This window comes from Gallaecimonas zhanjiangensis (genome assembly GCF_057624825.1).
Genome location: NZ_CM172603.1, coordinates 1,748,066 through 1,774,175, shown reverse-complemented (window position 1 = coordinate 1,774,175; position 26,110 = coordinate 1,748,066). Strand labels below are relative to the sequence as shown.

At 59.0% G+C, this 26,110-nt stretch carries 18 protein-coding genes; 10 read left to right on the top strand and 8 right to left on the bottom strand.

What is annotated here, in order from left to right:
* Position 1 precedes the first annotated feature (1 nt).
* The 3 genes from AC22G1_RS08335 to AC22G1_RS08325 all read right to left on the bottom strand — a co-directional run bounded on the left by AC22G1_RS08335 (position 2) and on the right by AC22G1_RS08325 (position 1,083).
* Positions 2–649 carry a nuclease-related domain-containing protein gene (locus AC22G1_RS08335; protein ID WP_487316345.1) on the bottom strand — a complete coding sequence of 216 codons (648 nt, stop codon included), beginning with the start codon at positions 647–649 and terminating at the stop codon, positions 2–4.
* 21 nt (positions 650–670) lie between these two features.
* On the bottom strand, positions 671–865 hold the full coding sequence (locus tag AC22G1_RS08330; protein WP_487316344.1) for a hypothetical protein: 195 nt from the start codon (positions 863–865) through the stop codon (positions 671–673).
* Positions 866–933: 68 nt separating this feature from the next.
* Positions 934–1,083: a hypothetical protein gene (locus AC22G1_RS08325; protein ID WP_487316343.1), complete on the bottom strand. Its 150-nt coding sequence runs from the start codon at positions 1,081–1,083 to the stop codon at positions 934–936.
* 614 nt (positions 1,084–1,697) lie between these two features.
* On the opposite strand from AC22G1_RS08325, the gene AC22G1_RS08320 reads away from it, so the two are divergent.
* Positions 1,698–3,851 carry a M3 family metallopeptidase gene (locus AC22G1_RS08320; protein ID WP_487316342.1) on the top strand — a complete coding sequence of 718 codons (2,154 nt, stop codon included), beginning with the start codon at positions 1,698–1,700 and terminating at the stop codon, positions 3,849–3,851.
* A 58-nt stretch (positions 3,852–3,909) separates the two neighbouring features.
* Here AC22G1_RS08320 and AC22G1_RS08315 read toward each other — a convergent pair whose 3' ends face one another.
* Positions 3,910–4,908 carry a D-cysteine desulfhydrase family protein gene (locus tag AC22G1_RS08315; RefSeq protein WP_487316341.1) on the bottom strand — a complete coding sequence of 333 codons (999 nt, stop codon included), beginning with the start codon at positions 4,906–4,908 and terminating at the stop codon, positions 3,910–3,912.
* Positions 4,909–5,144: 236 nt separating this feature from the next.
* On the opposite strand from AC22G1_RS08315, the gene AC22G1_RS08310 reads away from it, so the two are divergent.
* The 7 genes from AC22G1_RS08310 to AC22G1_RS08280 all read left to right on the top strand — a co-directional run bounded on the left by AC22G1_RS08310 (position 5,145) and on the right by AC22G1_RS08280 (position 13,512).
* Complete coding sequence (locus AC22G1_RS08310) at positions 5,145–7,295, top strand: M3 family metallopeptidase (protein WP_487316340.1); 2,151 nt, start codon at positions 5,145–5,147, stop codon at positions 7,293–7,295.
* Between the two features lie 65 nt (positions 7,296–7,360).
* Positions 7,361–7,828, top strand: a complete 468-nt coding sequence (gene ybaK, locus AC22G1_RS08305) for a Cys-tRNA(Pro) deacylase (RefSeq protein ID WP_487316339.1) — start codon at positions 7,361–7,363, stop codon at positions 7,826–7,828.
* Positions 7,829–8,052: 224 nt separating this feature from the next.
* A complete protein-coding gene (locus AC22G1_RS08300) occupies positions 8,053–9,330 on the top strand; it encodes a sugar MFS transporter (protein ID WP_487316338.1) in 1,278 nt (425 codons plus the stop codon).
* A 214-nt stretch (positions 9,331–9,544) separates the two neighbouring features.
* Positions 9,545–10,813, top strand: coding sequence for a sugar MFS transporter (locus AC22G1_RS08295; protein ID WP_487316337.1), 1,269 nt, complete (start codon positions 9,545–9,547; stop codon positions 10,811–10,813).
* 263 nt (positions 10,814–11,076) lie between these two features.
* Positions 11,077–12,357, top strand: a complete 1,281-nt coding sequence (locus tag AC22G1_RS08290; RefSeq protein WP_050658571.1) for a sugar MFS transporter — start codon at positions 11,077–11,079, stop codon at positions 12,355–12,357.
* Positions 12,358–12,466: 109 nt separating this feature from the next.
* Positions 12,467–12,724 carry a hypothetical protein gene (locus tag AC22G1_RS08285; RefSeq protein ID WP_050658572.1) on the top strand — a complete coding sequence of 86 codons (258 nt, stop codon included), beginning with the start codon at positions 12,467–12,469 and terminating at the stop codon, positions 12,722–12,724.
* Positions 12,724–13,512: a siderophore-interacting protein gene (locus tag AC22G1_RS08280; RefSeq protein WP_487316336.1), complete on the top strand. Its 789-nt coding sequence runs from the start codon at positions 12,724–12,726 to the stop codon at positions 13,510–13,512. Before AC22G1_RS08285 ends, AC22G1_RS08280 begins: the two co-directional genes overlap by 1 nt.
* 24 nt (positions 13,513–13,536) lie before the next feature.
* Here AC22G1_RS08280 and AC22G1_RS08275 read toward each other — a convergent pair whose 3' ends face one another.
* On the bottom strand, positions 13,537–15,090 hold the full coding sequence (locus AC22G1_RS08275) for a methyl-accepting chemotaxis protein (protein WP_487316335.1): 1,554 nt from the start codon (positions 15,088–15,090) through the stop codon (positions 13,537–13,539).
* A 155-nt stretch (positions 15,091–15,245) separates the two neighbouring features.
* Positions 15,246–16,349 carry an adenosylhomocysteinase gene (locus AC22G1_RS08270; protein WP_487316334.1) on the bottom strand — a complete coding sequence of 368 codons (1,104 nt, stop codon included), beginning with the start codon at positions 16,347–16,349 and terminating at the stop codon, positions 15,246–15,248.
* Between the two features lie 170 nt (positions 16,350–16,519).
* Here AC22G1_RS08270 and AC22G1_RS08265 point away from each other — a divergent pair, with 170 nt between their 5' ends.
* Together AC22G1_RS08265 and AC22G1_RS08260 are read left to right on the top strand one after the other, a co-directional pair.
* Complete coding sequence (locus AC22G1_RS08265; RefSeq protein WP_487316333.1) at positions 16,520–16,786, top strand: hypothetical protein; 267 nt, start codon at positions 16,520–16,522, stop codon at positions 16,784–16,786.
* Between the two features lie 179 nt (positions 16,787–16,965).
* Complete coding sequence (locus tag AC22G1_RS08260; protein WP_487316332.1) at positions 16,966–17,622, top strand: Bax inhibitor-1 family protein; 657 nt, start codon at positions 16,966–16,968, stop codon at positions 17,620–17,622.
* 39 nt (positions 17,623–17,661) lie between these two features.
* On the opposite strand, the gene AC22G1_RS08255 is transcribed toward AC22G1_RS08260, so the two are convergent.
* Both AC22G1_RS08255 and AC22G1_RS08250 read right to left on the bottom strand, forming a co-directional pair.
* On the bottom strand, positions 17,662–23,643 hold the full coding sequence (locus tag AC22G1_RS08255; protein WP_487316331.1) for a tetratricopeptide repeat protein: 5,982 nt from the start codon (positions 23,641–23,643) through the stop codon (positions 17,662–17,664).
* Complete coding sequence (locus tag AC22G1_RS08250) at positions 23,643–26,099, bottom strand: VWA domain-containing protein (RefSeq protein ID WP_487316330.1); 2,457 nt, start codon at positions 26,097–26,099, stop codon at positions 23,643–23,645. The genes AC22G1_RS08255 and AC22G1_RS08250 overlap by 1 nt, the downstream gene beginning before the upstream one ends.
* Positions 26,100–26,110: the final 11 nt, after the last annotated feature.

Sequence of the window (26,110 nt, the reverse complement as noted above, 5' to 3'; positions counted from 1 at the left end):
GTTACCGCTCCTTGAGGTACGCCAAGTGCTTGGCCTCGGTATCGCGACCCGGCACAAGCCGGGCGGCGGCCAGGGTTTGGCACATGGCTTGTACCTGCTCTGGCCCATAACGGCGCTCGCTAAAACGGCGGATATACATCAGCGCCGCCGCCCCATGGCAAACGTTGTCTGGCAGCGCGGTTTTAAAGGTTGCCTCACCGACAAAAGCCACCAGTGAAATCGCCTCTCCTTTGGCCAGCCCCAGTAAAGCTTCAACCGCCAGGCAGTGCTTGTAGTTTTGATTGAGCGGGTTTTGAAAGCGGGTCTTGGTGCGATAGAGCGACTGGGTCCAGTAACGCTGCTTTTCGCCGCCGAAGATCCAGCCCTGATAATTTTTGGTTTCGATGACAAAGACCCCAAACGGCGAAACCAGCAGGTGATCTATCTGGGTGGTGCCGTCGCCAAAGCGCAAGGTTACGTCATGAAATTGCTGGTATGGCTCGCCCAGCTTTTGTAGCCGCGAGGCAAGCCGCGCCTCACCGCGCCGGCCCTTGGCCGATGGCGAGTTGTATTGGCGTTTGATAAAGGCCAGCGCAAACAGCAGCAGCCAAAGCCACCAAAAAGACAACAAGCCTGAAAGTAGCGGCGCCAGCAAGGTCGTCACATCCATGTTTGGGTACCTTAAAAAGCCCTAGTTTCGAAAAGCGCCGCAGCCGGGCAGACGGCGTTTGGGGGCCAGGGCGCCCAGCAGCTCGTTTAGCTGCGGCGTCGGCCCTGGGTAAGGCGGGTTGATAGGGGTTTGCAGCCAGCTGGCAAATCGGGGGCTGCATTGCTGGAGGTTGACTATCGCTTCCCTGAACTCCGGATACTGCGAGACTAACTGCATAACGGCCATCCTTCTCTGGTTATGCATACACTGTAGCCCGTAAACGGGCCCTTAGGGCCCGCCGCCTGTCAGCTACGGTGCGCCATTTTATAGTGCTTGTCATTGCGCTTTAGGCGCCGCACCGGGCGGTCGTGGTACAGGCTAAAGAGCAGCGCAAAAGGCTCATCGGTGCGCCACTGGCGAGGTTGTGGCTGGCTGCGAAAGGAACGTGACATCATTGATCCCTTATCCGTCTGACTTCCCGCCCAGAGTACAAATATCAGCCAGGCCGGTCTTTGACCCAGGTCATAACCGGCAAAAAAAAAGCCCGGCTTAGCCGGGCAACTGTTTTGAACGAGTCCATTTAAAACAGAGAATCAACATGTCGAACGGCCAAGGCCGCGCAGTAAAGAGATGGTTGCAGAGGTACCCTTTACTGGGGGGAGACTCTACACAACAGCGCGGCGAGGTTTTTTGATGCAGGTCATGTCCCCTCGTGCTTTGTTCTCAGCGCTAAAGGGCGCGGTTGGGAACACGGCGCCCTTCTATTAACAATCACCTCATAAAGTTGTTAAGCCATGGATAAATCAAGCCAGGGCGCAAAATCACTTCGCTTATTCCTTGCTATAAAAACCCCGCCTGTCAGCCGGCAGACAGCCATGCCCTGTGCTAGTGCCAAAGCCGCTTGAAAGCAGGCCTTGCAAGGGTCAAACCGCCCTCTATCCGGGTTCAGCGGAGATTGTTGCGCCGCTACCAGCCTTGCTATGGTTACAGGCTGACTTGAGACCGGTTTTTGAAAACAATTCAAAAACAAACCGGCAACCCATACCTCATAGGAGAGGGAGACACTTTTATGCGCAAGACCCTTGTCGCCATTGCCATCGGCGCGTCACTGAGCCTGGCCGCCTGTTCCGACAACAAAGAGCAGGCACCACAAGCCGCCCAGGCCGACACCGTCAAGGCGCCGCAGACCGCAGCAGCCGAAGCCACCAATCCGTTGTTCCAAAAATCCAGCCTGCAATACGAAGCGCCGGAGTTCGACAAAATCAAACTGTCTGACTACACCCCGGCCTTTGAAAAAGGCATGGCCGAACAAAGCGCCGAAGTCGACGCCATCGCCAATAACCCAGAGCCCGCCACCTTCGACAACACCATTGTCGCCATGGAAAAAACCGGCGAGCTACTGAACCGCACCGCCAGCACCTTTTTTAACCTGACCGGCACCATCTCCAACGACGAAATTCGTGCCATCCAGTCAGACATGGCGCCCAAGCTCTCGGCCCACCAGGACAACATCAACCTCAACCCCAAGCTGTTTGCCCGTGTTGAGGCCATTTATAACGATCGCACCAGCCTCAATGCCGAAGACCAACGCCTGGTGGAGATTTACTACAAGCAGTTTGTCCGCGCCGGCGCCAAGCTCACCGACGAGCAAAAAGCCAAGGTGCGTGAGCTGAACGGCGAAATGGCCAAGCTCACCAACGACTTTGCCCAAAACGTCCTCAAAGCCACCAAAGACGCCGCCATCGTTGTTGATGACAAAGCAGAATTGGCCGGGCTTTCCGACGGGGAAATCGCCTCCCTGGCCGCAGCTGGCAAGGCCGCTGGCCTTGAGGGCAAGTACGTTATCAACCTGATGAACACCACCCGCCAGCCCATCCTGACTAACCTCGATAACCGCGCCCTTCGCGAGAAGATCTGGAAGGCCTCTGCCGGCCGCGCCCTGGATCTCAACGGCCCGGTGGTTAAACGCCTGACCGAACTTCGCGCCGAAAAAGCAAAGCTGATGGGTTTTGATACCTGGGCCGATTACGTGCTGGACAACCAGATGGCCAAGACCCCGGCGGCGGTGTACCAGATGCTGGACGACTTGGCCCCCAAAGTGGTGGCCAAGACCCAAGCCGAAGCGGCGGATATCCAGCAGGAGATCAAAGCCGCTGGTGGCGATTTCGAGCTGGCGCCCTGGGACTGGGCCTTCTACGCCGAGAAAGTGCGTAAGGCCAAGTACGACCTGGATGAGAACCAAATCAAGCCCTACTTTGAGCTCGATAACGTGCTCAAAAACGGCATTTTCTTCACCATGCAAAACCTCTTTGGCATCACCTTCAAAGAGCGCCACGATCTGCCGGTTTACCACCCTGACGTGCGCACCTTCGAGGTGTTCGACGCCGACGGCAGCTCTATCGGTTTCTTCTACGCCGACTACTTTGCCCGTGACGGCAAGCGTGGCGGCGCCTGGATGAACGCCATGGTCAGCCAGAACAACCTGCTGGGCAAACACCCGGTGGTGGTCAACGTGCTGAACATTCCCAAGCCCGCCGAAGGCCAGCCAGCGCTGCTGACCTTTGACGAAGCCACCACCATGTTCCACGAGATGGGCCACGCCCTGCACGGCCTGTTCTCCAACGTCAAATACCCCACTTTGGCCGGTACCAGCGTGCCTCGCGATTTCGTGGAGTTCCCGTCGCAGTTTGAAGAAGACTGGGCCATCAACCCCAAAGTCATCGCCAACTACGCCAAGAACTACCAGACCGGCGAGCCTATTCCGGCCGAGCTGCTGAAAAAGGTGCTCGATTCGCGCAAATTCAACCAGGGCTTTGACAGCCTTGAGTACATCGAAGCGGCGCTGCTGGACATGGAATGGCACAGCTTCCCGGCGGGCACCGATACCGGCGCCGTGCAGGCCTTTGAAGACAAGGCCCTGGAAAAACATGGCGTGAAGATGGCGGTGGTGCCGCCTCGCTATAAAACCCCGTACTTCAGCCACACCTTTGCCGGTGGCTACAGCGCCGGTTACTACGCCTACCTGTGGACCGAAGTGTTCGCGGCCGACGCCTTCCAATACATGAAGGACAACGGCGGCCTGACCCGCGAAAACGGCGATAAATTCCGTAAGGAAATTCTCTCCAAGGGCAACAGCATCGACCCGATGCAGCAGTACATTAACTTCAAGGGTTCCAAGCCCACTGTTGATGCCCTGCTCAAGCGTCGCGGCCTGGTGGACTAACCCGCCAGCCATTAAAAAACCCGCCATCTGGCGGGTTTTTTATTCTCCAAACGCACACTCAGCCGCCAAGCGCCTGGCGATAGGCGTAGAGCCCTGGGGTGCCGCCAGTCATCACAAACAGCAGGCTTTGGCCGTCAAACTGCCCGGCGCGGATACCCGCTAACATGCCGGCAAAGGCTTTGCCGCTGTACACCGGGTCCAAAAGCAGGCCCTGGGTTTGCGCCATCAGTTTGAGCGCCGCGTTCATCTCATCGGTTTCGATGCCGTAGCCGGGGCCGCGATGCTCGCCGTTAATGGCGATGTCGCTCTGCGCCACCTCAATGCCCAGCAGCGCCCCCACTTCCCGGGCCTTGGCGAGGGTTTGGGCTTTGGCCTCAGCCAGCGGCGCCAGCACCGTGTAACCCAGCACCTTGTCGCAAAGGCCCTGGGCCTTAAAACCAGCCACCAACCCGGCCTGGGTGCCGTGGCTGCCGTTGGCCAGCAAGACTTTGTCAAAGCGCCGGCCAAGGGCCACTTCCTGCTGGGCTATCTCGGCGGCCGCGCCAGCGTAGCCCAGCATGCCGATGGCGCTGGAGCCGCCAGCCGGAATAACCAGGGCCCGCCCGCCCAAGGCCTCGGCCCGCTGCTGGGCAAAGGCCAGGGTATCGGCGTCGCCGGGCAGGTCGTGTACCGTGGCGCCAAAAAGCCCATCTAAAAGGGGGTTGCCGTTAAAGAGGTAATCGTCGTCGGTTTTGGGCACCAACCGCGCCAGTACCAACTCGGCGCCAAGGCCTGCAAAGGCGGCGCTGGCTGCGGTAAGACGGGCGTGGTTGGACTGGCGGGCACCAACCGTTATCAGGGTGTCTTTGCCTTCGCTTTTGGCCTGGCCAATCAAAAACTCGAGTTTTCGCAGTTTATTGCCGCCACCACCGATGCCCATCAAGTCATCCCTTTTGACAAAAATGGCGCAGCGCTCACCCAGCGCCTTTTCAAGGCTCACCAGGCGCTGGATGGGTGTCATGCCTTCAAGCAGGCAAAAGCGGGGGAATTGGCGCAGCACGGGCAGTGATGAATACAAGGCAGCTCTCCTTACCGACAAACCGGGTTACCAGGAAGTAACCAAAGAAAACATGAAGTTAAAATTCGGAAAAGCGGAACATTTCGTTACCAAAAACCTCGGTGAACAGTATCCCATTATGGTTTAGCGATCATTGTAAGACGTTGAATGCTCTTGCTATGGTGCCTTGGCTAACCACAGTGATCGCGTACCTTCAAGCACAAGAACGGGCGCGTAAACACCCAAGGGAGAATCTAATGCGCAAGACCCTTATCGCCAGCGCCATTGGCGCGGCCCTGGCACTGAGTGCCTGTTCCGACGACCACAAAGCCGAGCAAACCAGCACGGCTGCCGCCCCGGCTAAAGAGCAAACCGCTGCCGCCGCGCCTGCCGCTCAAGACAACGTGCTGCTGCATAAGAGCCCGCTGCAATACCAGGCGCCGCAGTTCGACAAAATCACCACCGCTGATTACCTGCCGGCCTTCGAGCAAGGCATCAAAGAACACAACAGCGAGATTGAGGCCATCGCCAACAACAGCGAAGCCCCGACCTTTGACAACACCATCGTCGCCATGGAGAAATCCGGCGCCCTGCTGACCCGTGTTTCCACCGTGTTCGGCAACCTCTCTGGCCTGGTGTCTAACGATCAGTACCAGAAAATCGAAGAAGAAATGGCGCCCAAGCTGGCTGCCCACAGCGACAACATCTACATGAACCCCAAGCTGTTCGCCCGGGTTCAGGCCATCTACAACAACAAAGACAGCCTGAGCAAGGAAGACCAGCGTCTGGCCCAGTTCTACTACACCAACTTTGTGCGCGCCGGTGCCAAGCTGTCCGACCAGGACAAAGCCAAGCTGCGTGACATCAACGGTGAGCTGGCCAAACTGTCCAGCCAGTTCAACACCAACATCCTCAACTCCTTCAAGAATGAAACCATTCTGGTCAAGGACAAGAGCGAGTTGGCTGGTCTTTCCGACAGCGAAATTGCCTCCCTGGCCGCAGCCGCCAAGGCCGACGGCAAAGACGGCTACCTCATCACTCTGGTTAACACCACTCGCCAGCCCATCCTTGGCAGCCTGGAAAACCGCGAGCTTCGCAAGAAAATTTGGGAAACCTCCGCGCACCGCGCCAAAGACAACGATCCAGTGGTACTGAAAACCGTTGAGCTGCGCGCCGAGAAGGCCAAGCTGCTGGGCTACCCCAACTGGGCCGCCTATGTGCTGGAAGACCAAATGGCCAAGACCCCCGAAGCGGTCTTTGACATCCTCGACAAGCTGGCCCCCAAAGCCGTGGCCAAGGCCAAGTCTGAAGCGGCTGACATTCAAGCCGAAATCAAAAAAGACGGCGGCGATTTCGAGCTGCAGCCCTGGGACTGGGCCTTCTATGCCGAGAAGGTGCGCAAGGCCAAGTACGACCTGGATGAAAGCCAGGTTAAGCCCTACTTCGAATTCAACACCGTGCTGCACGATGGCCTGTTCTACGCCATGAACAAGCTGTACGGCATCACCTTCAAAGAACGTAAAGACTTGCCGGTCTGGAACAGCAACGTCATGCCGTTCGAAGTGTTCGACGCCGACGGCAAATCCATTGGCCTGTTCTATGAAGACCCCTACGCCCGTACCGGTAAAAACGGCGGCGCCTGGATGTCCGAGTGGGTTACCCAATCTGGCCTGCTGGGCACTCACCCGGTGATTTACAACGCCCTGAACATTCCTAAGCCCGCCGAAGGCCAGCCTACCCTGCTGACCTTTGACGAAGTGACCACCATGTTCCACGAGTTCGGTCACGCCCTGCACGGCATGTTCTCCAACGTCAAATACCCGAGCCTGGCGGGCACCGCCACCGCCCGCGACTTTGTGGAGTTCCCGTCGCAGTTCAACGAAGACTGGGACATCAACCCCGAAGTCATCGCCCATTACGCCAAGAACTACAAAACCGGTGAGCCCATTCCCAAGGAGCTGCTGGACAAAGTGCTGGCGGCCCACAAGTTCAACCAGGGCTTTGACACCACCGAGTACCTGGCAGCGGCGCTTTTGGACATGGAATGGCACAGCCTGCCGGCCGGCACCGAAGTCAAAGACATCGAGAGCTTCGAGCACCAGGCCCTGGCCAAGCACGGCATCGACTACGCGCCGGTACCGCCTCGCTATAAAACCGACTACTTCAGCCACATCTTCTCTGGTGGCTACAGCTCCGGTTATTACGCCTACCTGTGGACCGAAGTGTTCGCGGCCGATGCCTTCCAGTACATGAAGGACAACGGCGGCCTGACCCGTGAAAACGGCGACAAGTTCCGCGAAAACGTACTGTCCAAGGGCAACAGCCAGGATTTGATGCAAGACTACATCAACTTCCGCGGCCAAAAGCCCACCATCGACGCGCTGCTCAAACGCCGCGGTCTGAACTGATAAAAGGGCGCCGAAAGGCGCCCTTTTTCGTTAAGATGGGCCAGGTTCTCTGACTGCCAACGCCCATGACCCCTGCCATCCTTCTTCTGCAAAAGCAAAACGTTGCCCATCAGGTACTGAGCTACGAGCACGACCCTAAAGCCCCTGCCTACGGGCTGGAAGCGGCCGACGTGCTGGGCTTGCCTTACAACCAGGTCTTTAAAACCCTGCTGGCCAAACTCGACAGCGGCAAGCTGGTGGTAGCGCTGGTGCCGGTAGACAAGCAGCTTGACCTCAAACACCTAGCTAAAGCCGCTGGCGCCAAAAAAGCCGAGATGGCGCCACCCGCTGAGGCAGAAAAGGCCACCGGTTATGTGGTGGGCGGCATCAGCCCCTTGGGGCAGAAAAAGCGTTTGCCGCTCTTTCTCGATGCCAGTGCAGGCGCCTTTGCGCTTATCCATGTCAGCGCCGGGCGGCGCGGCCTGGAAGTGGCCCTTGCCCCAAACGCCCTGTGCCAACTGACCCAGGGCAGCTTCGCCGATATCGCCCGCTGAACAATAAAAGCCCTTCAAGCAGCTCGCTGCATTAGCAAAGGCCGATCCGCTCAGGTAGCGGATCAGACCACTGAGCTCATCCATGCTTCGTTTACGTAAAAGGCAGTTTGACACCCCAAGGGCAGCTTCACAGAATGCCGCCATCAAGCTTGTGCCTATGGCACCGGGGGCGGGCCGGGTTCGGTCCGTATCGAGAACAACACCAATAACGAGGTTTGCACACCATGGCTGGAGCAACACCCCAGAGCACTGCCCACAGCAGCGCCACCCGCAGCACCCAAGGCTACAATTTTGCCCTGGTTGCCCTGACATCCCTGTTTTTCATGTGGGGCTTTATCACCTGCCTGAACGACATCCTGATCCCGCACCTCAAGAACGTGTTCTCGCTGAGCTACACCCAGGCGATGCTCATCCAGTTCTGCTTCTTTGGCGCCTATTTTGTGGTGTCGCTGCCGGCCGGTAACCTGGTCAAGCGCATCGGCTACAAAGGCGGCCTGGTCGTCGGCCTGGTTACCGCAGCCATTGGCTGTTTGCTGTTTATCCCGGCGGCGAGCTTTCGCGTATACGGTATCTTCCTTGGCGCCCTCTTTATCCTGGCCAGCGGTGTCACCATCTTGCAGGTGGCAGCCAACCCCTATGTGACCATCCTCGGCAAGCCCGAGACCGCGTCCATGCGCCTTAACTTGACCCAGGCGTTTAACTCCCTGGGCACCACCGTTGCCCCCTGGTTCGGTGGCCTGTTGATCCTCGGCGCCGCCACCATGGCCACCGAAGGCCTGACCCCAGACCAACTGCACCTGCAAGAAGCCAACGCCGTTAAATTCCCCTACATGCTGCTGGCCATTGCCTTTGGCCTGTTGGCGGCGATTTTTGCAGTGCTCAAACTCCCTGACATGCGTCAGGAAGAAGAGCAGCAAGCCCTGGGCGACGCTGCCGCCGCCGGCTCTGCTTGGCAGTTCCGCCACCTGGTTCTGGGCGCGCTGGGCATCTTTGCCTACGTGGGCGCCGAGGTGTCCATCGGCTCTTTGCTGGTGAACTTCATGGGCGAAAGCTCCATCGCCGGCCTGCCCGAAGCCCAAGCTGCCAACTACGTGGCCTTCTATTGGGGCGGCGCCATGGTTGGCCGTTTCGTCGGCTCGGCCCTGATGCGCACCATCAGCCCTGGTAAACTGCTGGCCTTCAATGCCTTTGTAAACGTGCTGCTGCTGGTAGTAACCGTACTGACCAGCGGCCACCTGGCCATGTGGGCGGTACTGGCAATTGGCCTCTTTAATTCCATCATGTTCCCCACCATCTTCAGCCTGGCCCTCCAAGGCCTTGGCCACCACACCTCGCAAGGCTCCGGCATTTTGTGCCAGGCCATTGTTGGTGGCGCGCTGGTGCCGGTGATTGTGGGTAAAGCGGCAGATATGTTCGGTATCCAGATGGCCTTTGCCCTGCCCATCATCTGCTACCTGTACATCGCCTACTACGGCGCCAAAGGGTCAGTGCCCCGCCACTGATACCCCTCTGGACGGAAAAAGCCGGCAGTTTGCCGGCTTTTTTATTGCCTGGTGATTAGCAGTTCAGATATCAAACAGTTACAGTGGTTACCTTGCGCTTTTGCCGGGTATTTTTGACAGCAGGGGGCAATACCGACAAAAATGCCCTGTTTTGGCGCCACACGAGCGCCGGCCGCCATCTGGCCCGCAGAACAACGATAAGAGGTCAACACCCATGGCTGTAACGGCCAGCACTTACCCGCAGCAGACTTCCCGGTACAGCTTTGCGCTAACGGCGCTGGCGTCGTTGTTTTTCATGTGGGGCTTTATTACCTGCCTTAACGACATCCTGATCCCGCATCTCAAAAACGTGTTCTCTTTGAATTACACCCAGGCGATGCTCATTCAGTTTTGCTTTTTTGCCGCTTATTTTGTGGTGTCCCTGCCGGCCGGTACCCTCATTACCCGCATCGGTTACAAATGGGGGCTGGTGGTGGGCTTGGTAACCGCCGCCATCGGTTGCTTCTTGTTTATTCCGGCGGCAAGTTACCGCATCTATGCCCTGTTTTTAGGGGCGCTGTTTATCATGGCAAGCGGCGTGACCATCTTGCAGGTGGCGGCCAACCCCTATGTGACGGTACTGGGCTCGTCGCAAACCGCTTCATCAAGGCTCACCCTCACCCATTCGTTCAACTCCCTTGGCACCGCAGTGGCCCCCTGGTTTGGCGGCTTTTTGATCCTCGGTGGCGCCATGGCGGTGGCTGACAACCTGACCCCGGCCCAACTGGCAGCAATGCACCTGCATGAAGCCGACGCCGTGAAATTGCCCTACCTGATGCTGGCCATCACCTTCTCGGTGCTGGCCGTGGTGTTTGCGCTGCTTAAATTACCCGATGTGCGGGACAGCCAAGACAGCCAGGCGTTGAAAGACACCACCGCCATGGGTTCTGCCTGGCATTTCCCGCATCTGGTGTTGGGAGCGGTGGGGATCTTTACCTACGTGGGGGCCGAGGTATCTATCGGTTCGCTGTTGGTTAACTTCCTGGGTGAAGACCATATCGCTGGCCTGCCTGAAGCCCAAGCGGCTTACTATGTGTCCTTTTACTGGGGCGGGGCCATGGTGGGCCGCTTTATTGGCTTTTTCGTGATGCGCTATGTCAGCGCTGGCAAGGTGCTCACCTTCAACGCCATGATGGCCACCGCTCTGCTGGTGGTAACGGTGCTCTACTCCGGCCAGGTCGCGATGTGGGCGGTGCTGGCGGTGGGGCTCTTTAACTCCATCATGTTCCCCACCATTTTCTCCCTGGCGCTGCGCGGCCTTGGCCACTTTACCTCCCAGGGCTCGGGCATTTTGTGCCTGGCCATTGTCGGCGGCGCTATTTTACCGCCACTGGTCGGCGCCGTGGCCGACACCCTGGGGCTGCAAATGGCTTTTGCCCTGCCCATTATCTGTTACGTCTACATCGCCTTTTACGGCCTCAAAGGCTCGGTGCCCCGGCTCTAAAGCCGGGCGACTGTTGCCTGCATTGTTTGTTTGGCCAGCAACTGTTGTTTGCTTTCATCAACACCCCTTAAAAAGCGCGATCCGCTCAGGGCCCTCACAAGACCACTGGCGTATTTATTCGTAGGTTTACGTCATAGTCACTTTGACTCCCTCGCCGTCCTCAACAAGAATCCAATCGCCAGTAATGGCGTTGCCTTTGGCAACCGATAAAAGGGCCAGCAGCAGGCCCGATACAACAATGACATCACACGAGGAATGCACACATGGCTGGAGCCATTTCACCTGCCGCTGTGACCAGCACGTCACAGCAGGGAAACCAGAGCTACTCCTTTGCCCTGGCTTCCATGACCTTTCTGTTCTTCATCATGGGCTTTATCACCTGTCTTAATGACATCCTGATCCCGCACCTGAAGAACGTGTTTTCCCTGAACTACACCCAGGCCATGCTGATCCAGCTGTGCTTCTTCGGCGCCTATTTCGTGGTGTCCTACCCGGCCGGCATGCTGGTCAAAAAAGTCGGCTATAAGTGGGCGCTGGTGGTGAGCCTGATAGTGTCTGCCATCGGCTGTTTGCTGTTTATTCCGGCAGCCAGTTACCGGGTATACGGCCTGTTTTTGGGCGCACTCTTTATTCTGGCAAGTGGCGTAACCACCTTGCAGGTAGCGGTAAACCCCTATGTCACCATGCTGGGTAACCCTGACACCGCCTCTGCCCGCCTGACCTTAAACCAGGCCTTTAACTCCCTTGGCACCACCATTGCCCCCTGGTTTGGCGCCCTGTTGATCCTCGGCGCCGCTACCGTGGCCGCCGACGGCATGAGCCCTGATCAAGTAGCGGCCCTGCGCCTGGAAGAAGCCGATTCGGTGAAATTCCCCTACCTGCTGCTGGCCATTGCCTTTGGCCTGTTGGCTGCCATTCTGGCGGTGCTGAAACTGCCTGACCTTCGTGACCAGGAACAGGCCACTCAGGAAGATGCCACCACCGGCTCTGCCTGGCAGTACCGCCACCTGGTACTGGGCGCCCTGGGTATCTTTGTGTACGTGGGTGCCGAGGTATCCATCGGTTCCTTCCTGGTGAACTTCATCAGCGAGAGCAACATTGCCAACCTGCCTGAAGCCCAGGCGGCCCATTACGTGTCCTTCTATTGGGGCGGCGCCATGGTCGGCCGCTTCATCGGCTCGGCAGTGATGCGCTATATTGGCGCTGGCAAGGTACTGGCCTTCAACGCCCTGGCGGCCATCGTGCTGCTGCTGGTGACCATCTTCGGTAACGGCCACCTGGCCATGTGGGCAGTGCTGGCAGTGGGGCTTTGCAACTCCATCATGTTCCCCACCATCTTCAGCCTGGCGGTGCATGGCCTTGGCAAACACACCGCCCAAGGCTCCGGCATCCTGTGCATGGCCATCGTCGGTGGCGCCCTGGTGCCGGTACTGATGGGGGTTACCGCCGACAGCATGGGTATCCAACTGGCCTTTGCCTTGCCCATCGTCTGCTACCTGTACATTGCCTTCTACGGCGCCAAAGGCTCGGTGCCTCGCCACTAAGGCCATTGTTGCAAAAGAAGACCGGCGCTGTTGCGTCGGTTTTTTTTGCCTCTAGATTGTAGTCATTCTCAATTGCGTATACATTGTTTCCCATGTTTACGGAGGTGCTATGAAAGAAGACAACCGTTCTCAGGTTGTGTCGGTTCGCCTTAATGCCGAGCAGCTTGAGTTCCTCAACCGCATGAAGGCGGAGATGGAAAACGACATGGAAACCGAAGTGGCCATGGCCACAGTGATACGGCGCATCCTCAGCCGCTATATCAGCAAGCATCAGCAAGGGGGTGGCGATCGGCTGCGCCGGTTCATGGAGCTGGAAGCCCGGGTCGCGACCCTGGAAAGCAAACTGGCAACCTTGGAGAAGTCCTGATGGCCGAGCGTCCTGCCCCCAGGCTGGTGGAAGTGCATTCCAGCCAGCGTCTTACCCCCCATATGCAGCGCGTGGTGCTTACCGGCGAGGCCCTTAAAGGGTTCCCGGTGGGCCAGGAAGGGGCCAATCTCAAGCTGCTGCTACCTCAACCGGGCGACGCCCTGCCCGACCTTGCCGCCTTTCCCCATGGCGAGGGTAAAAGGCCGGTTGTGCGCACCTACACGGTTCGCCACTACCACCAGGACAGCAACCAGCTGACCATCGACTTTGCCCTCCATGGCGATGAGCACATGGGCCCGGCCAGCCGCTTTGCCGTTAACGCCAAGCCTGGCGATAAGGTGGGCATTGCCGGCCCCGGCCCAAAAAAACTGGAAAACCTCGATGCCGAGTGGTTCTTGTTTGCCGCCGACATGAGCGCCATTCCGGCCGCAGCCGGCATTATCGAATCCCTGCCGAGGGATGCCATGGGCCACGCCTTTTTCGAAATCACCAGCAAGGCCGACCGCCAGCCGGTGATGGCGCCCCCCGGTATTACCCTCCATTGGCTGGTACACGGCGATGCGCAGCAGCCCAGCACCCAGTTGGCTGATGCCATTAGCCGCCTTGACTGGCCGCAAAGCGCCCCTTGCGTCTTTGTGGCCGGAGAAGGCAGTGCGGTCAGGGCCATTCGCCGCTACCTGATTGACCAGCACGACATCCCCCGTAAGGGCATGTACGCCAGCGCCTACTGGAAGATTGGCCTTAGCGAAGATGAGCACCAAGTTCAAAAGCGCAGCGAGCAGGATTAAAAAAACCGGCCTTGGCCGGCTTTTTTATTTCTTAAAACGGGTCACCAGTTCGTGCATACCGCCAGCCACCTGTTTTAGCCGGCCAATACTGCTTGCGGCCGCCTCGGATTTGCCAAGGCTTTGGCGCGCCAGGGTGGAGATGGTCGTGACCTGGCGGTTGACCTCTTCAGCCACATGGGATTGCTCTTCAACGGCGGTGGCCATTTGCATGGACATATTGGCAATGGCGCCCACCACATCCGCGATGTTGTCCAGCACGCCTTCGGCTTCACGTACATGCTCAAGGCCCGACTCGGCGCCGTCGCGGCCATGGCCGGCCACCCGCACCGCGTTTTGGGCGCGCCGGCTCAGCTCGTCAATGATTTGATGAATTTCCTGGGTGGAATCCTGGGTGCGCTTGGCCAATTGGCGCACTTCATCAGCCACCACCGCAAAGCCCCTGCCCTGCTCCCCGGCCCTGGCTGCTTCAATGGCGGCATTAAGGGCCAGCAGGTTGGTCTGCTCGGCAATTTGTTCGATGATTTGCGCCGCCTGGGCAATGCGGCCGCTTTGGTCAGACAGCGCCGCCACCGATTCGCTGATGTTATCGACGGTGTCTTTAAGCTGCTCGATGGCCTGGCGGGTGGTTTGGGCGGTGGTGCGCCCCTCCCGCGCCAGCTGATTGGACTCTTCGGCTTTGGTGGCGGTCTCCTGCACATGCTGGGAAACCTCGGCGATGGTGGTGGTCATCTGATGCATGGCGGTGGCCACCTGCTCGGTCTCGCCCTGTTGGCGCTGCATCTGGGCGCTGGCTTGCTGAGCTTGGTCCAGGCCGTTATTGCACTGGCGGGCCACTTCCCCTGAGGCATCTTCGATGCGCGACAGCACCGTGTCCAAATGGGCCTGGGCACTTAAAATGCGCACCTTAAGCTCACCGAGAAGGTTATGGCTGTCGGTGTAGCTTTTTACCGCCAATGGGTCTGAGAAGTAACCGCTTAGCAAGGCATTAAGGGTGCTTAGGGTGCGCTGGCGGCTGGCGCTGACCCAGGAGCCGTACAGCAGCAAGGTAATAAGAAGCGCCACTTCCGACGCTCCGTCGTAGTCCAGCAGATACAAACCACCCGCCACAGCCAGGGCCAGCCCCAAGGCCAGATATTGAGGCGGGAGGCGCAGCCTGGGTTCGGTGCGCTTGCCGGTGTTTATCTTTTGGTACAACAGCTCGGCCCGGGCGACGTCTTCTCGGGAGGGGCAACTACGCACCGACTCAAAGCCCACCACTTTGCCCTGCTCGGTTACCGGCGTAACGTAGGCGTTCACCCAGTAGTGATCGCCGTTTTTACAGCGGTTTTTAACCAGCCCCATCCAGGGCTTGCCGGCCTTGATATGCTCCCACATCACCTTAAAAGCCGCCGCCGGCATGTCGGGGTGGCGCACCAGGTTGTGGGGCTGGCCGATAAGTTCATCCCGGCTGTAGCCACTGACCTCCACAAAAGCGTCGTTACAGTGGGTGATGGTCCCTTTGAGATCGGTGGCGGAAATGAGCTTCACCCGGTCTGAATAGGTGCGTTCGCGGTTGGTTATTGGCAAATTCTTTCGCATAGCATGGCTGCCTTGTTGACTTACGGTCACTTTATCGGCACCAGCAAGGGCAAATTGACTGTGCTGGGCCCTTTTTCATCGAAAGGGCTTCAAATGGCTATCCATAAAAAAGCCCGCCGATGGCGGGCCTTACAACTTTTCCCTATCAATCAAAGTTATAGCACAGCTTTCCAGGCCGACTCTGGCAGCAGGTACAGGCCGGGTTCAGCCTGCTGGCCGGCGCCGACAATATGGCCGATACCGCTTGCCATCACCGCCAGGGTGACATCAAAGGCATTGAGGCTGTCGCCGTAACCGGCGGTGAGGTTGAACATGGAGCCGTCGGCCAGCAGGTACAACGTGCGCCCCGGCAGCGTATAGGCGTTAACGTGGGGCATAGGCTGGCTATGGGGATGGGTTTTAAGAAAAGGTACGTCGATTTCCTGGGCCACATGGCCGACGTTGAGGATAAAGGCGCCGTCTTTCATCACCGCCAGATGGCGCTCACTCAGTACCCCTTTGGCGCCGGTAGCCGTGGCGATAACGTCGGCCCCTTTCACGGCCTCGGCCAAGTCCACCACCGGCCAACCGTCATATTTGGCCTGCAGGGCGCGGGCTGGGTCCAGCTCGGCCACTTGCACCTGGGCACCATAGGCCTTGGCCGAGGCAGCAACCCCTTGGCCCACCAGGCCATAGCCAATAACGATCACCGTTTTTTCGTGCAGGGTCAGGTGGGTGGTTTGGAAGAAGGTGTGCCAGGCGGTCAGGCCCACCATATGGCGGTTGTGCAGGCCTTCTTTGACCGGCAGATCGTCCCAGTTGAAGATGGGGTAGCGTGGGCTGACCCCGCCCAGGCGGCTGATGCCGGAGCCGGTGGCTTCCAGGCCGGCAATAATGGCCGGGCCCTGCTCGCTTTGGTGCAGGCGGGTGGTGAGGTCGGCGCCCATCTCACAAAGGTGGGTGGGGCCCCAGGCCAGGGCCTTGTCGAACGAATCGGACCAATCCTGCTCGCTCATGTCGCGCCAGGCATGGGCCTTCGCGCCTTTACCGACCAGATAGGCCACCACATCGTCTTGCACCGTGGTGGGGTTGCAGGTGGTCAGAAAGACCTGGGCACCTTTATCCAGCAGGCCCGCCACCAGCGGCGCCATTTTAAGATCCAGGTGCATGTTGCAGGCCAGGCGCACCTGGCTAAGGTCCGTCAGTGCCGCCACGGCAGCGTTGGTACGGGGCATGTGCAGGCTTGCCCAGGCAAGTTCGGCGGCAAAATCTTGGTACATAATCGGGTCCGGCAGGCGAAAAGCGCTATTGTCGCCCATAACCCCGGCCCTGTTAACTGCTTTGCCAGGGCAGCAACGCCCAATGAGGAAAGAATGTGCACCGCCCATAACTGGCCCCAGCCTTGCGTGTCTTTTAGGGCATTCAACTCAATGTATTAAGGAGCACACTCATGATTAACCTCAATCACTCGCTGCACTCATCTACCACCCACTCCCCTCTGCAGCTGGAGCAAAACCAGGGCCAAACCCAACCCCTGGACACCAAAACCCCCGGCATTGGCCCCGGTACCGACACCGCTGCCGCCGGTAGCGCCGACACCCTGACCCTGTCCGGTGATGCCATCGCGCTGTCGCAAGACCCCAAAGCCAGCCAGCAGCAAGCATCTTCAACCAACCTGTCCAAGGCGCTCAGCACCTACCGGCAGTTTTCGCGCTAAGTCGATGGCGGGCACGGTTTTTTGACGCGCCCGCCCTCTTTTTGGCCAGGCGGCAAACTATTGCCTGCAGGCGGCAAAGGTTGACAGTCAAATCCTTGACCTCTCAGCTATTTACAATTTGACAACGCTCTATACTCCGGGCAGTATCCTTGCGCCTTCTTTTACAATGGACTGTGTCTATGGAAATCAGCGTTTTTGATCGCCAGGAATCCCGCGAAGATGTCATCAGCGCTCCGCTTTACAACCTCACCATCGGCCTGACCCTGGCCTGGGGCTTTCTCGCCAACTGGTGGATGGTCACCCATATCAATCCCTACGCTATTTTCTCCATCCACCCCATGGTGCTCTTTATCGGCTATTTCGCCTGCTGTTTTGGCGGGATCTACCTCATTGAAAGGTCACATAAGCCCTGGATAAGCTTCCTCGGTTACAACTTAGTGGTGGTGCCCTTTGGCTTTGTTATCAACCTGGTGGTGGCCCAGTACCAGCCCGAACTGGTGGCAGAAGCCATGCGCGTCACCGGCCTGGTAACCGTCGGCATGATGGCGCTAAGTACCCTGTACCCGGCCTTTTTTGCCCGCATCGGCGGCGCCCTGACCGCCGCGTTGCTGCTGGTTATCATCGTCGAAGTAGTGGAAGTGTTCGTCTTCAACACCCACCACGGCATTCTGGACTGGATAGTGGCCGCCATTTTTTGTGGTTACATTGGTTACGACTGGGGCCGCGCCAACGCCATTCCCAAAACCGTCGATAACGCCATCGACAGCGCCGCAGCCCTTTACATCGACATCATCAACCTGTTCCTGCGGGTCCTGAAGATCCTCGGCCGCCGCTAACCAGCAGGCACAAAAAAGCCCGGCAAATGCCGGGCTTTTTTAATGGCCTCGCAGCCTCTCTAGGGCCTTTTGTTGCTCCGGCGGCAGGCTCATGCCACCAAGCTTATCCAGGCACTGGCTGGCCCTTTCATGCTCACCCAGTTGCTGATAACGCTGGGCCAGCACCAGCAGCAGTTGCCCATAGGGACCTTCTTTGATTTGCCGTTGGCCATAGGCCTCTTCAAGGTGCTGGGTCAGGCTATCTAGCCAAGGAAGCAGCTGCTGCCCGTTGGCCAACGGGAATAACCTGTCGGCCGCCGCCAGCAGTGTGGCCATGGCTGTTGGTTGCAGGCCGTTACTGCCATAGAGAAAATAGGCGAAGGCTTCGGCATCACGGTCATATCCTGAGCTTTTGTGATACCTAAGGCTTGCCACGATACCGTCGATGGCCACTTGGTACTGCTGCTTGCCCAAGGCTATCTGCGCGTCAAACAGCAGGCGCTGTGGCCCCTGACTGTCAAGGGCCGACGGCCGGATGTCAGCCACCAGCGCCGCTGGCGCGTCAGTCACAGACGGCGCACTAGCAAGCACAAAGCTGTCCAGCATTGGCTCGATTTTGCCGCTGGCACTGTCGGCCACGCTGTCGCCCACCCAGTCGATGAGGGTGCGATAGCTCTTGGCAGCCTGCGCCTTGTCGGGCCAACTCGCCAAGGAGGCAACCAGCTCCTGCAAACTGACACCGGCCTGGCCACGGTCATACCACTGAGACAGCATCTGCGGCTGCATAAAGCGCTGTTGTAATGCGGCGCTAAGCAGCAGTTGGCCGGCAACAGGTTCTTGGCCGCTGCGAGCAAGGAGCTCGGACAACAACAACCGCTGACGAGGTGCCAGCACCGGGATACGGTTAAGGTTCTCAAGCAGCGCCTTGGCTTGAGGCTCACTGAGCGCCTTGTGCTCGGCGCGATAGAGGCTCACCAGCATCTGCAGGCCATCGGTATCCAACTGGCCCTTCTCTAGTTCTGCCTGCAGCGGGGCCAAGCGGGCTTCGCTTCGCCCCTGGGCAACCAACCCTTCGGCCAGCAATTGATAAAACGGCAACATCCATGGCCGGGCCTGCATCGGCACCGCCCCAATATAAGCTTGCAGCTCGTCGCTCACACCAGGGTCTTTGGCCATCTGTGCCAACAAGGCGGGGCTGTCTTGGCGCTCGCCCAGGGCCCAGGCCAGGGAACCGGGCTTTGAAGGTGCAGGCAGCGGTTTGCCATAGAGATCAAACGCCTCGTTTAACAGCTCACCGCGCATGACCGTTGGGCGAGATGAGCCGCCCCAAACCGGCAGGCTGTCACGCCACAGGCGCCGGAGCAGGTGTATCCCACCGCCGGGTGAGGTGGCATAAGCCTTGGCAAGGTCACTCAGATCCGCGTCAGGTAGCGGCTGCAAACTGGGCCCAAGATCTGGGAGCATCGACGTCTTACGGGCAAAAGGCTCATAGAGCAGCCGGTAAAGGCTCCCAAGGCCTTCACCAGTGCTGGCGCTTTGAGCCGCGATTTTATTCACCAATGCCTGTTGCCATGCCTTGGTCCCCATTGCCGTGGTTGCCACCGCCTTGGCTTGCTGGTCTTCGCCGCTGGCTTTGAGGGCCATAAAGAGCAACGTTCTGGCGTCAAGGTCGTCGGGATGCGCCTGCTGATACTGGCCCAACTGCCGGTTGAAATCGGCCACGCGGCCAAGCTGCCAGTAGCGCTTGAGTAGCCCCGCTACAAAGCCCTGGTTACCAGGCTCTAGCGTCAGCAGCTTTTGATAAAACGCGATTTGCTGTTGGCCTTGCGTCTCGCCGCGAAGCACAAACTGCTTATAGAACAAGTCGATATCGCGTTTTGACGGGGCGCTATCTGCCATAAAGCGCTCAATATGGCGCTGTTGCTGGTCTTTAAAATAGCGCTCGGGTGGCACGGCACTGTAGAGCTTATCCTGCTCAAAAGGCGGGAGCTGTTCGGCCAGCTGCAAGAGCGCTTGGTAGGCAACGTCTTTATCGCCCCTGAACCAGGCATTGAGGAAAACCGGCAACTGGGCCGCCTTGGGCTGCCGTTTGGCAAAGCCTGCCGCCACCTTTTCAAGAAGTGCCCGCGAGTCTTTCGCGGCGTTTAGCACCAACAACTGGGCCAGGGGCTGCCCCAAAGCCCCCTCGCCGGCTTGCTCGGTTATGTCTTGCTTCAGAGCGCGGCTTAATTGCTGGCGCTGCCCTTCGTTAAGGGGCACCGTCAGCAAATGGCCGCGAAGGCCATCGAGCAGGCCGGAGCGGCCATTACCATCGGCACTTTTTGCTATCAACTTGCCATACAAGCTCAACTGCTCATCCAGGGTAAGCCGCTGGCGTAAAAAGCTATCCAGGGTCATTTGGGCCCGGTAGTAGCGAGAGAAGCTCAGTGGCCGGCCGCCATCATTGACCAGCATGTCGATGATGGTGGCATTGCCCAGCAGCGGCCGGCCGGCAACCCGCTCTAGCTCAAGATACCGTTTTGGCACCGTACGCAGGATATCGAACAGCAGGTCATCAAAGTGCGCCGAGCGCTGCACCGGCGCCAAGATCCACTGGCGAAAGCTCTCTTCGGGCAGATGGGCTTGGGTTTCCAGCACCAGCGGATAGAGAGTGTCGTAAACATAGGGCTGACCAGCCTGGCCTGCCGCTCCCGGCTGATGCCGCTGCTGTTCGTTTTCAAGGGCCGCAACCGTCAGTTTGCCGAGGCTGGCTTTATCTTGCCGGTCGATGGCGATGGCAAGGCTCAGGTTGGCGTTATGCTCGATATCCGCCTGCTGCGAAAGGGCCTTTAACGGCTGATAGGGCAAGCTGGATTTCGCCGCTTTGCCCGCCGTTATTGCAAGGTCATCAATCATGGCGAGATAACTAGGGTCCTGAGCAAAATCGCGCTGCACCTGCGCCTCTATCTGCGTCCAAAGGCCGGGGGATTTTTGAGCCATACGAAAGCCAAGGTCCACCAGTAATTGCAACCGCAGGGCATGCGCATAGGTGATGTGCCCTGCTCGGGCGCGGGTGGCCTCAAGGGTGGCGCTTATCATCGCCAACAGCGCCTTATCATAGCCGGGCTGGTCCGGCTGCCAGTTCAGTAAAAAGCCCTCGCTAAGGCTCGGGGCAAAACGGTTGAATTCCAAGGTTTCGCCGCCCTGAACGCTGGAGCGCTGCAAGGGCTGGCGCTGCATCAGTTGCTCCAAGGCATGCCAATACCAGTGGCTGGCCCGCTGCGACTGACCTTTTTGCTCCAATAGCCGCGCCGTTTTCAGCGCCAGGGCAATGTTGTCCTGGTCTTGCAGCAAGGCCCGGCTGTAATCGCTCAGCGCTTTGTCAATAAAACCGGCATCGTCGAAGCTGTCACCTTTGATTTCGTCGACATTTATCAGGCCGCTGATGTCGCTCATCATCGAAAATGCCTGCTCGGCACCCAGCAAATCGCCACTTTTTAACAGGCTATTGGCAAGGGAGCTGTAGAGCTCTGCCGGGTATTCGCGTTTCAGGGCGATAAGCCGGCGCCCGAAGGTCACCTTACTGGCATCGTCGATCAATACCGGGCCGCCGTTTTCACTGCTGTCAGCGCCGCCGCTCGCCAGGGCGATCAGCTGGCGCAATACCTGTGGGCGCTGCTGATCGGACAGGGCTAGGGCATTTTGGTAGGTGCGGGACACCAGGGTGAAATCGGCATCTTCCTGAGCCAGATCAGCGAGCAATGAGTAGAGGTAAAAATCGGCGCCCTTTTGGGCGATCCTCGCCAGCACCTGGCGTTTTGCCCAACTGAGGAGCGCACTGCGCGGCGCCGGCAGGGCCGGATCGTCGGTTGCCACCGTATTGACCAGCCCATCAATGGCGGCGGCAAAACGGTTGTCATCGGCGGCATCCATCACCGCCAGTTGCAGCAGAGTGACCGCTTCACCGACATCGCCGCTGTTTTTCATCAGTTCGGTCATTTGCAGCAGATCGTCACTACGGCCGGGATCTTGCGCCAGTGCCTGGCGGTAGCAGCGAACGGCTTGCTGCTCAAGGCCAGCCCTGGCATAGACACCAGCGGCAAATTCAAACGACTGGGCATCGCCGGTAGCGAGCCCCTGCAAGCGGCGCAGCAGCGGGTCAATTTTTGCCAGCCGGTCTTTGGGCGACAACTCGGCCAAATCGTACTTGAGGGTGCTCAAAATCAATTGGCGCAAATACAGTGCTGCCTGGCCGGGGTTGGCCTTGATCTGTGCCTCCAGGGTCTGCTGATAAGCCCGGTGGTCATCCAGTCGCAAGTACAGAGCGCTGAGCCTTTGCAACGCCGCCGCCCCCTCCCCTTGCTGGCTGGCAAAGCGCTGGGCGGTGGCAAGGGCCTGCGGGCGCTGGTTTTGCTCCAGATAGATACTGACCAGCAAATCCAGCTCATCAGGGCGCGCCTTGTTGGCGTCTACGGCGCGCTGCAGGGTAGCGATGAGCCCCTTCAATTCGCCAGCCTCGGTAGCGGCGCCAATCAATTGCTTTTCCAAATAGTGCTTACGTGCCGGCAAGGAGGCCTGGCGCCAAAGGGCCTGCCAACGTGCCAGGGCTGGCCTTGCTCCTTCGGCGGTCATGGCAAGCTTTGCCATGTGCACCTGTTGGTCGTACCCCAAGGCCACCCCGGCCTTTTCAAGGTTGTCCAAAATGGCCAAGGCGCGAGCGGGCTGTTGCAGGCGTTCAAAGCCGTCGGCGAGTGTCAGGCGCCGGGTGTCGTTCGCCGCCAGGGCGTTATCCAGCAGCCGAAGCAGAGTAATGGCCTTTTCATCCTGGCCGTGGTCAAGGTCATTGCCAATCATAAACAGTTGCACAGCAGTCAGCGCCTCGCCGGACCCAAGCTCCTTAACCAAAGCCAGGGCCTGATCGTCAAGCCCCTGCCCGGCCATCAGCTGCGCTGTTTGTATCAAAAGCGGGGTATTGCCTTGTTGGCCACCAACCAGCTTGGTGTAGGTATCGGTTGCCTTCTGAGGGTCGCCCTGAGCCAGATACAGTGAAGCAAGCCCTTGATACCAGCGCGCTTCCTTGGGTTCGGCCTTGATTAAGCGCTGGTATTCTCCGGCCAGGTCCTGGTAGCGCCCGGCCATTTCCAGCACCGTCACCAGTTGCTGGCTAAATGCCGGCTCTGGCGCCCGCCTCGCCAGTTGCTCGGCCTCATCAAAGCGGCCCAGCTCCAACAGCACATCCAGTTTGACCTGCTCGGTCGGTAACTGCCGTGGCTGGTGGTTCAAAAAGCTGATGGCCCCTTCGAGATGGCCTGCTTTTCGGTAGGCTTCCACCAGTACCGCCAGGGCGTAGCGCTGGTCGGCAATATCCGTGGCCTGCTGATAAGCCTGCCAGGCCAGTGTTTGTGCCTGGCGGTAGTGCTTGGCAGCGATAGCCCAATCAGCGACTTGGACCGCCTTCGCAAATCCGTTGACGCCAAGGTGATGAGCCAGCGCACTTTTGGGGTAGCCCAGCAGCGCCATCACCGAAGGTGCGCCGCTAAACTGGCCGCTTTTGGCCAGTTCGATAAGCGGCGCCGGCCCCTTATCGCTGGCAATGATGGCCATGGTTAAGCGCAGCTGTTGGCGATCGGTCTCCAAGGCGCTTTTAGCCAGGGCTTTTTGATACCAACCAAGGGCCTCTGTGGCTTGACCTTGGCTGTCCAAAAGCCGCGCTTTGAGCAACCAGGCCTCAATCTGGCCTCCCGCCTTAACGGCGGCATCTGCGGCAGCCTGCGCCTGGGCGCGGTTGCCGTCTTGCCAGGCAAGATAACCTTTCACGACCCAAGCGCGGGCCAGCAGTGCCGGCTGTTGCTGGGCAAGCGCCGTCAGTTGCTGCTCGGCGCCTTTGAGCCCTGGGCTGCTAACGCTGGTCTGCCGATAAAGGCTGGCCAACCGAGCCTCATCAAGCCTGGGTGCGCTCAGCAGTTGCTGCCAGTCGGCACTGTCAATCCCGGCCCAGCAAGGGTTGGCCAAACCAGCCCCTAACGCCAGGGCCAACACCAGGGGTTTGTAGCGAAACATCATCAGTTCTTATCCTGCGCTATGGCCTGCCGGTGGCGAGGCCAGCGGCGATACATCAGTTCGGTGAGATAAAGCGCCAGCGCCAGCAACAAGGCCCAGGGCCACAGTGTGATGGCCCGGATGGCAAAGCTGCCCTTGGCAACCTTCTGCCCCAATTGGCTGGTGCTGTATTGGCCGCCGGTTAACGAGGCCAACTGCTCAAGTGGCATAGCGGCAGCCACTTCACCCTCAGGGGCCAGATCAGAGCCAGCCCGGTCGGCCAGACGCAGTACACTGGCGCCGCCTTCGAGCAGCAATTGGGCGTCCTCGGTTTCGGGCAGAGCGAGCTGTCCGTGATAAATACCGGGGGCCTTTTCATACAGGGCAATGTCCTGGGCCCCTTGAGGCGTCAGCCGGGTCAGCTTGGGCTCGGCATAGCCGGGGAGCTGCTTTTGCACATCAATGGTTAGCTGATCGAACTGGCGGCTGAGGGTCGCGTTAAAGGGCCATTGCTGATTGGCAGTACGGGCCAGCAAGCTGCCCAGCCACCGGCCGTAACCCGCCCAGCTTTGCCAGCCTTGGGTTCCCTGACCAAAAGGCTCGGTCATCATCGCGCTAACCCGGCCGGCCCCGTATTGCCAACTGGCCACCAGTGGCGAGCCATCATCAAGGCTCACCAGGGTTTGAGCCCGTGGCCGCACCGACACCTTGTCGTAACCGGTGATGGCAGGTAGGGTTTGGTTGCCCTGCCACCAGCTACCGGGGGCCAAAGTGGGGGCAAACTGCCCTTGGCGGTACTGCGCAACCGGTTCCGATTGCGGACGGTTAAGGTCGATTTGCACCATGCTGAATTCGTCATTGACCTCGTAAAAACGGCCATGCCCCCAGTTGGCCCAGTCCATCATTTTGTCTTCGCCTTCCCCTGAACCACCGACCAGGGCCGTTGAGACATTGATCTGCTCTTGGGCGATGTGGCGCATCAGGCGCTGGTAGTTCTCCTCCTCCACCCCGGCGTCGGTGATCACCAGTAAATGCTTGTAACGGGTATGGGTATTGCGAAGCCCAAAATACGCTTCCTGAATGGCGGGCAGTAATACGCTGCCGCCTTTGGCTTGCATCCGGCCTATGGCACGCTCGATTTCGTCAAGGTTTTGGGCCGGTTGCATGGGTACCGACCATTGCTTGTTGCCATAAAATTCGACAACGCCGATGTTGTCGGTGGGCTTGAGCTTGCGAACCGCCAAGCGCGCCAGTTGCTTGGCAAGCTCAATGGGTTTGCCCTGCATGGAGCCGGAGCTGTCGACCACAATCGCCAATGAGATGCTGGGCTGTTTTTTCTGCTGCTCATCGTCGATGGTCACCGGCAGTGCCTTGGCAAGGGGTTGGCCTGCATAGCCACCGGGGCCGAAGGCGCTTTTGCCACCGGTATGAACTAGCCCAAGGCCCTGATCGCGCACCGCGTCTAACAGCGACTCTTGAACGGTAACGGGCAGCGCCTTGGCAGCGATGTCGTCCATAAACACCAGCCGGTAGTGGTTCCAATCCACGCCCAATAACGCCGAGGGCGCCAGGGTGCTGACATCAGCGCTGCTGCCCAGCAGCGCCTGGAGCTTGGCGGCGCCTCCAGCATCCTGGCCAAGGTAAAGCACGTTAGGCGGCGCCTGAATAGCAACCAAGGTGTTATAGCGGCTCAATACCTGCCCCTGGGCATCACTCAGCTCGGCATGAAAAGCCTCAAAGCCCGGCGCCTTGACCGGCACGCTCAGCGCCAGCTCCCCCTCCCCGGTGAGCGTCAAGTCGCTTAGGTGCTTGACCTCTGTAGCCCCTTGGTACAGCGACAATCCCAGCCCTTGCCCCTGCCCTTTGAGGGCCAGGGTGAAAGTGGCCTGTTGCCCGGCCTGCACCGGCGGCGTGGTCATGGCCTCAATAAAGGGTTGCTGGGGGGCGCTACCCAGTTCCAGCACATTGACCGGCAGGCCACGCTGGCGAAGGGCAAACAGGGCCTGCTGCCAGTGCTGGTCGGTACTCAAGCCATCGGTGATAAGGGCAATAGCCCCATTGGCACCAAGGGGGATGGCATCAAGGGCCGCTTGCAGCGCCTGGGATAAAGACGATGGGCTAAGGGGATTGTCCCATTGCTGGCGCCTAGCCACCGCCACCTTCACCGGCTCACCACCTATTTGGATAAGCACAGCTCTATCGCCCCTTGGCACAGAAGCAAGGCTTTGGCGCAGCACTTCTAGGGCCCGCGCCTTTGCCTCGGGCGAAAGGCTGGCGCTTTGGTCGAGCACAAACACCCGGTAGGCCCCATTGTCTTTGCCAATAAAGGCCGGTTGCGCCAAGCCAAGGATAAGGGCGGCAAACACGCCACTGCGCAGCATCTTATGGGCCCAGCCGGTGTGTTTGGCAGCGCTGAGCCACACCAATGGCAGGGCCAACAGCAGCCAACCAGCATGAGGATGAACAAATTCAAGGCTCACAAATACCACTC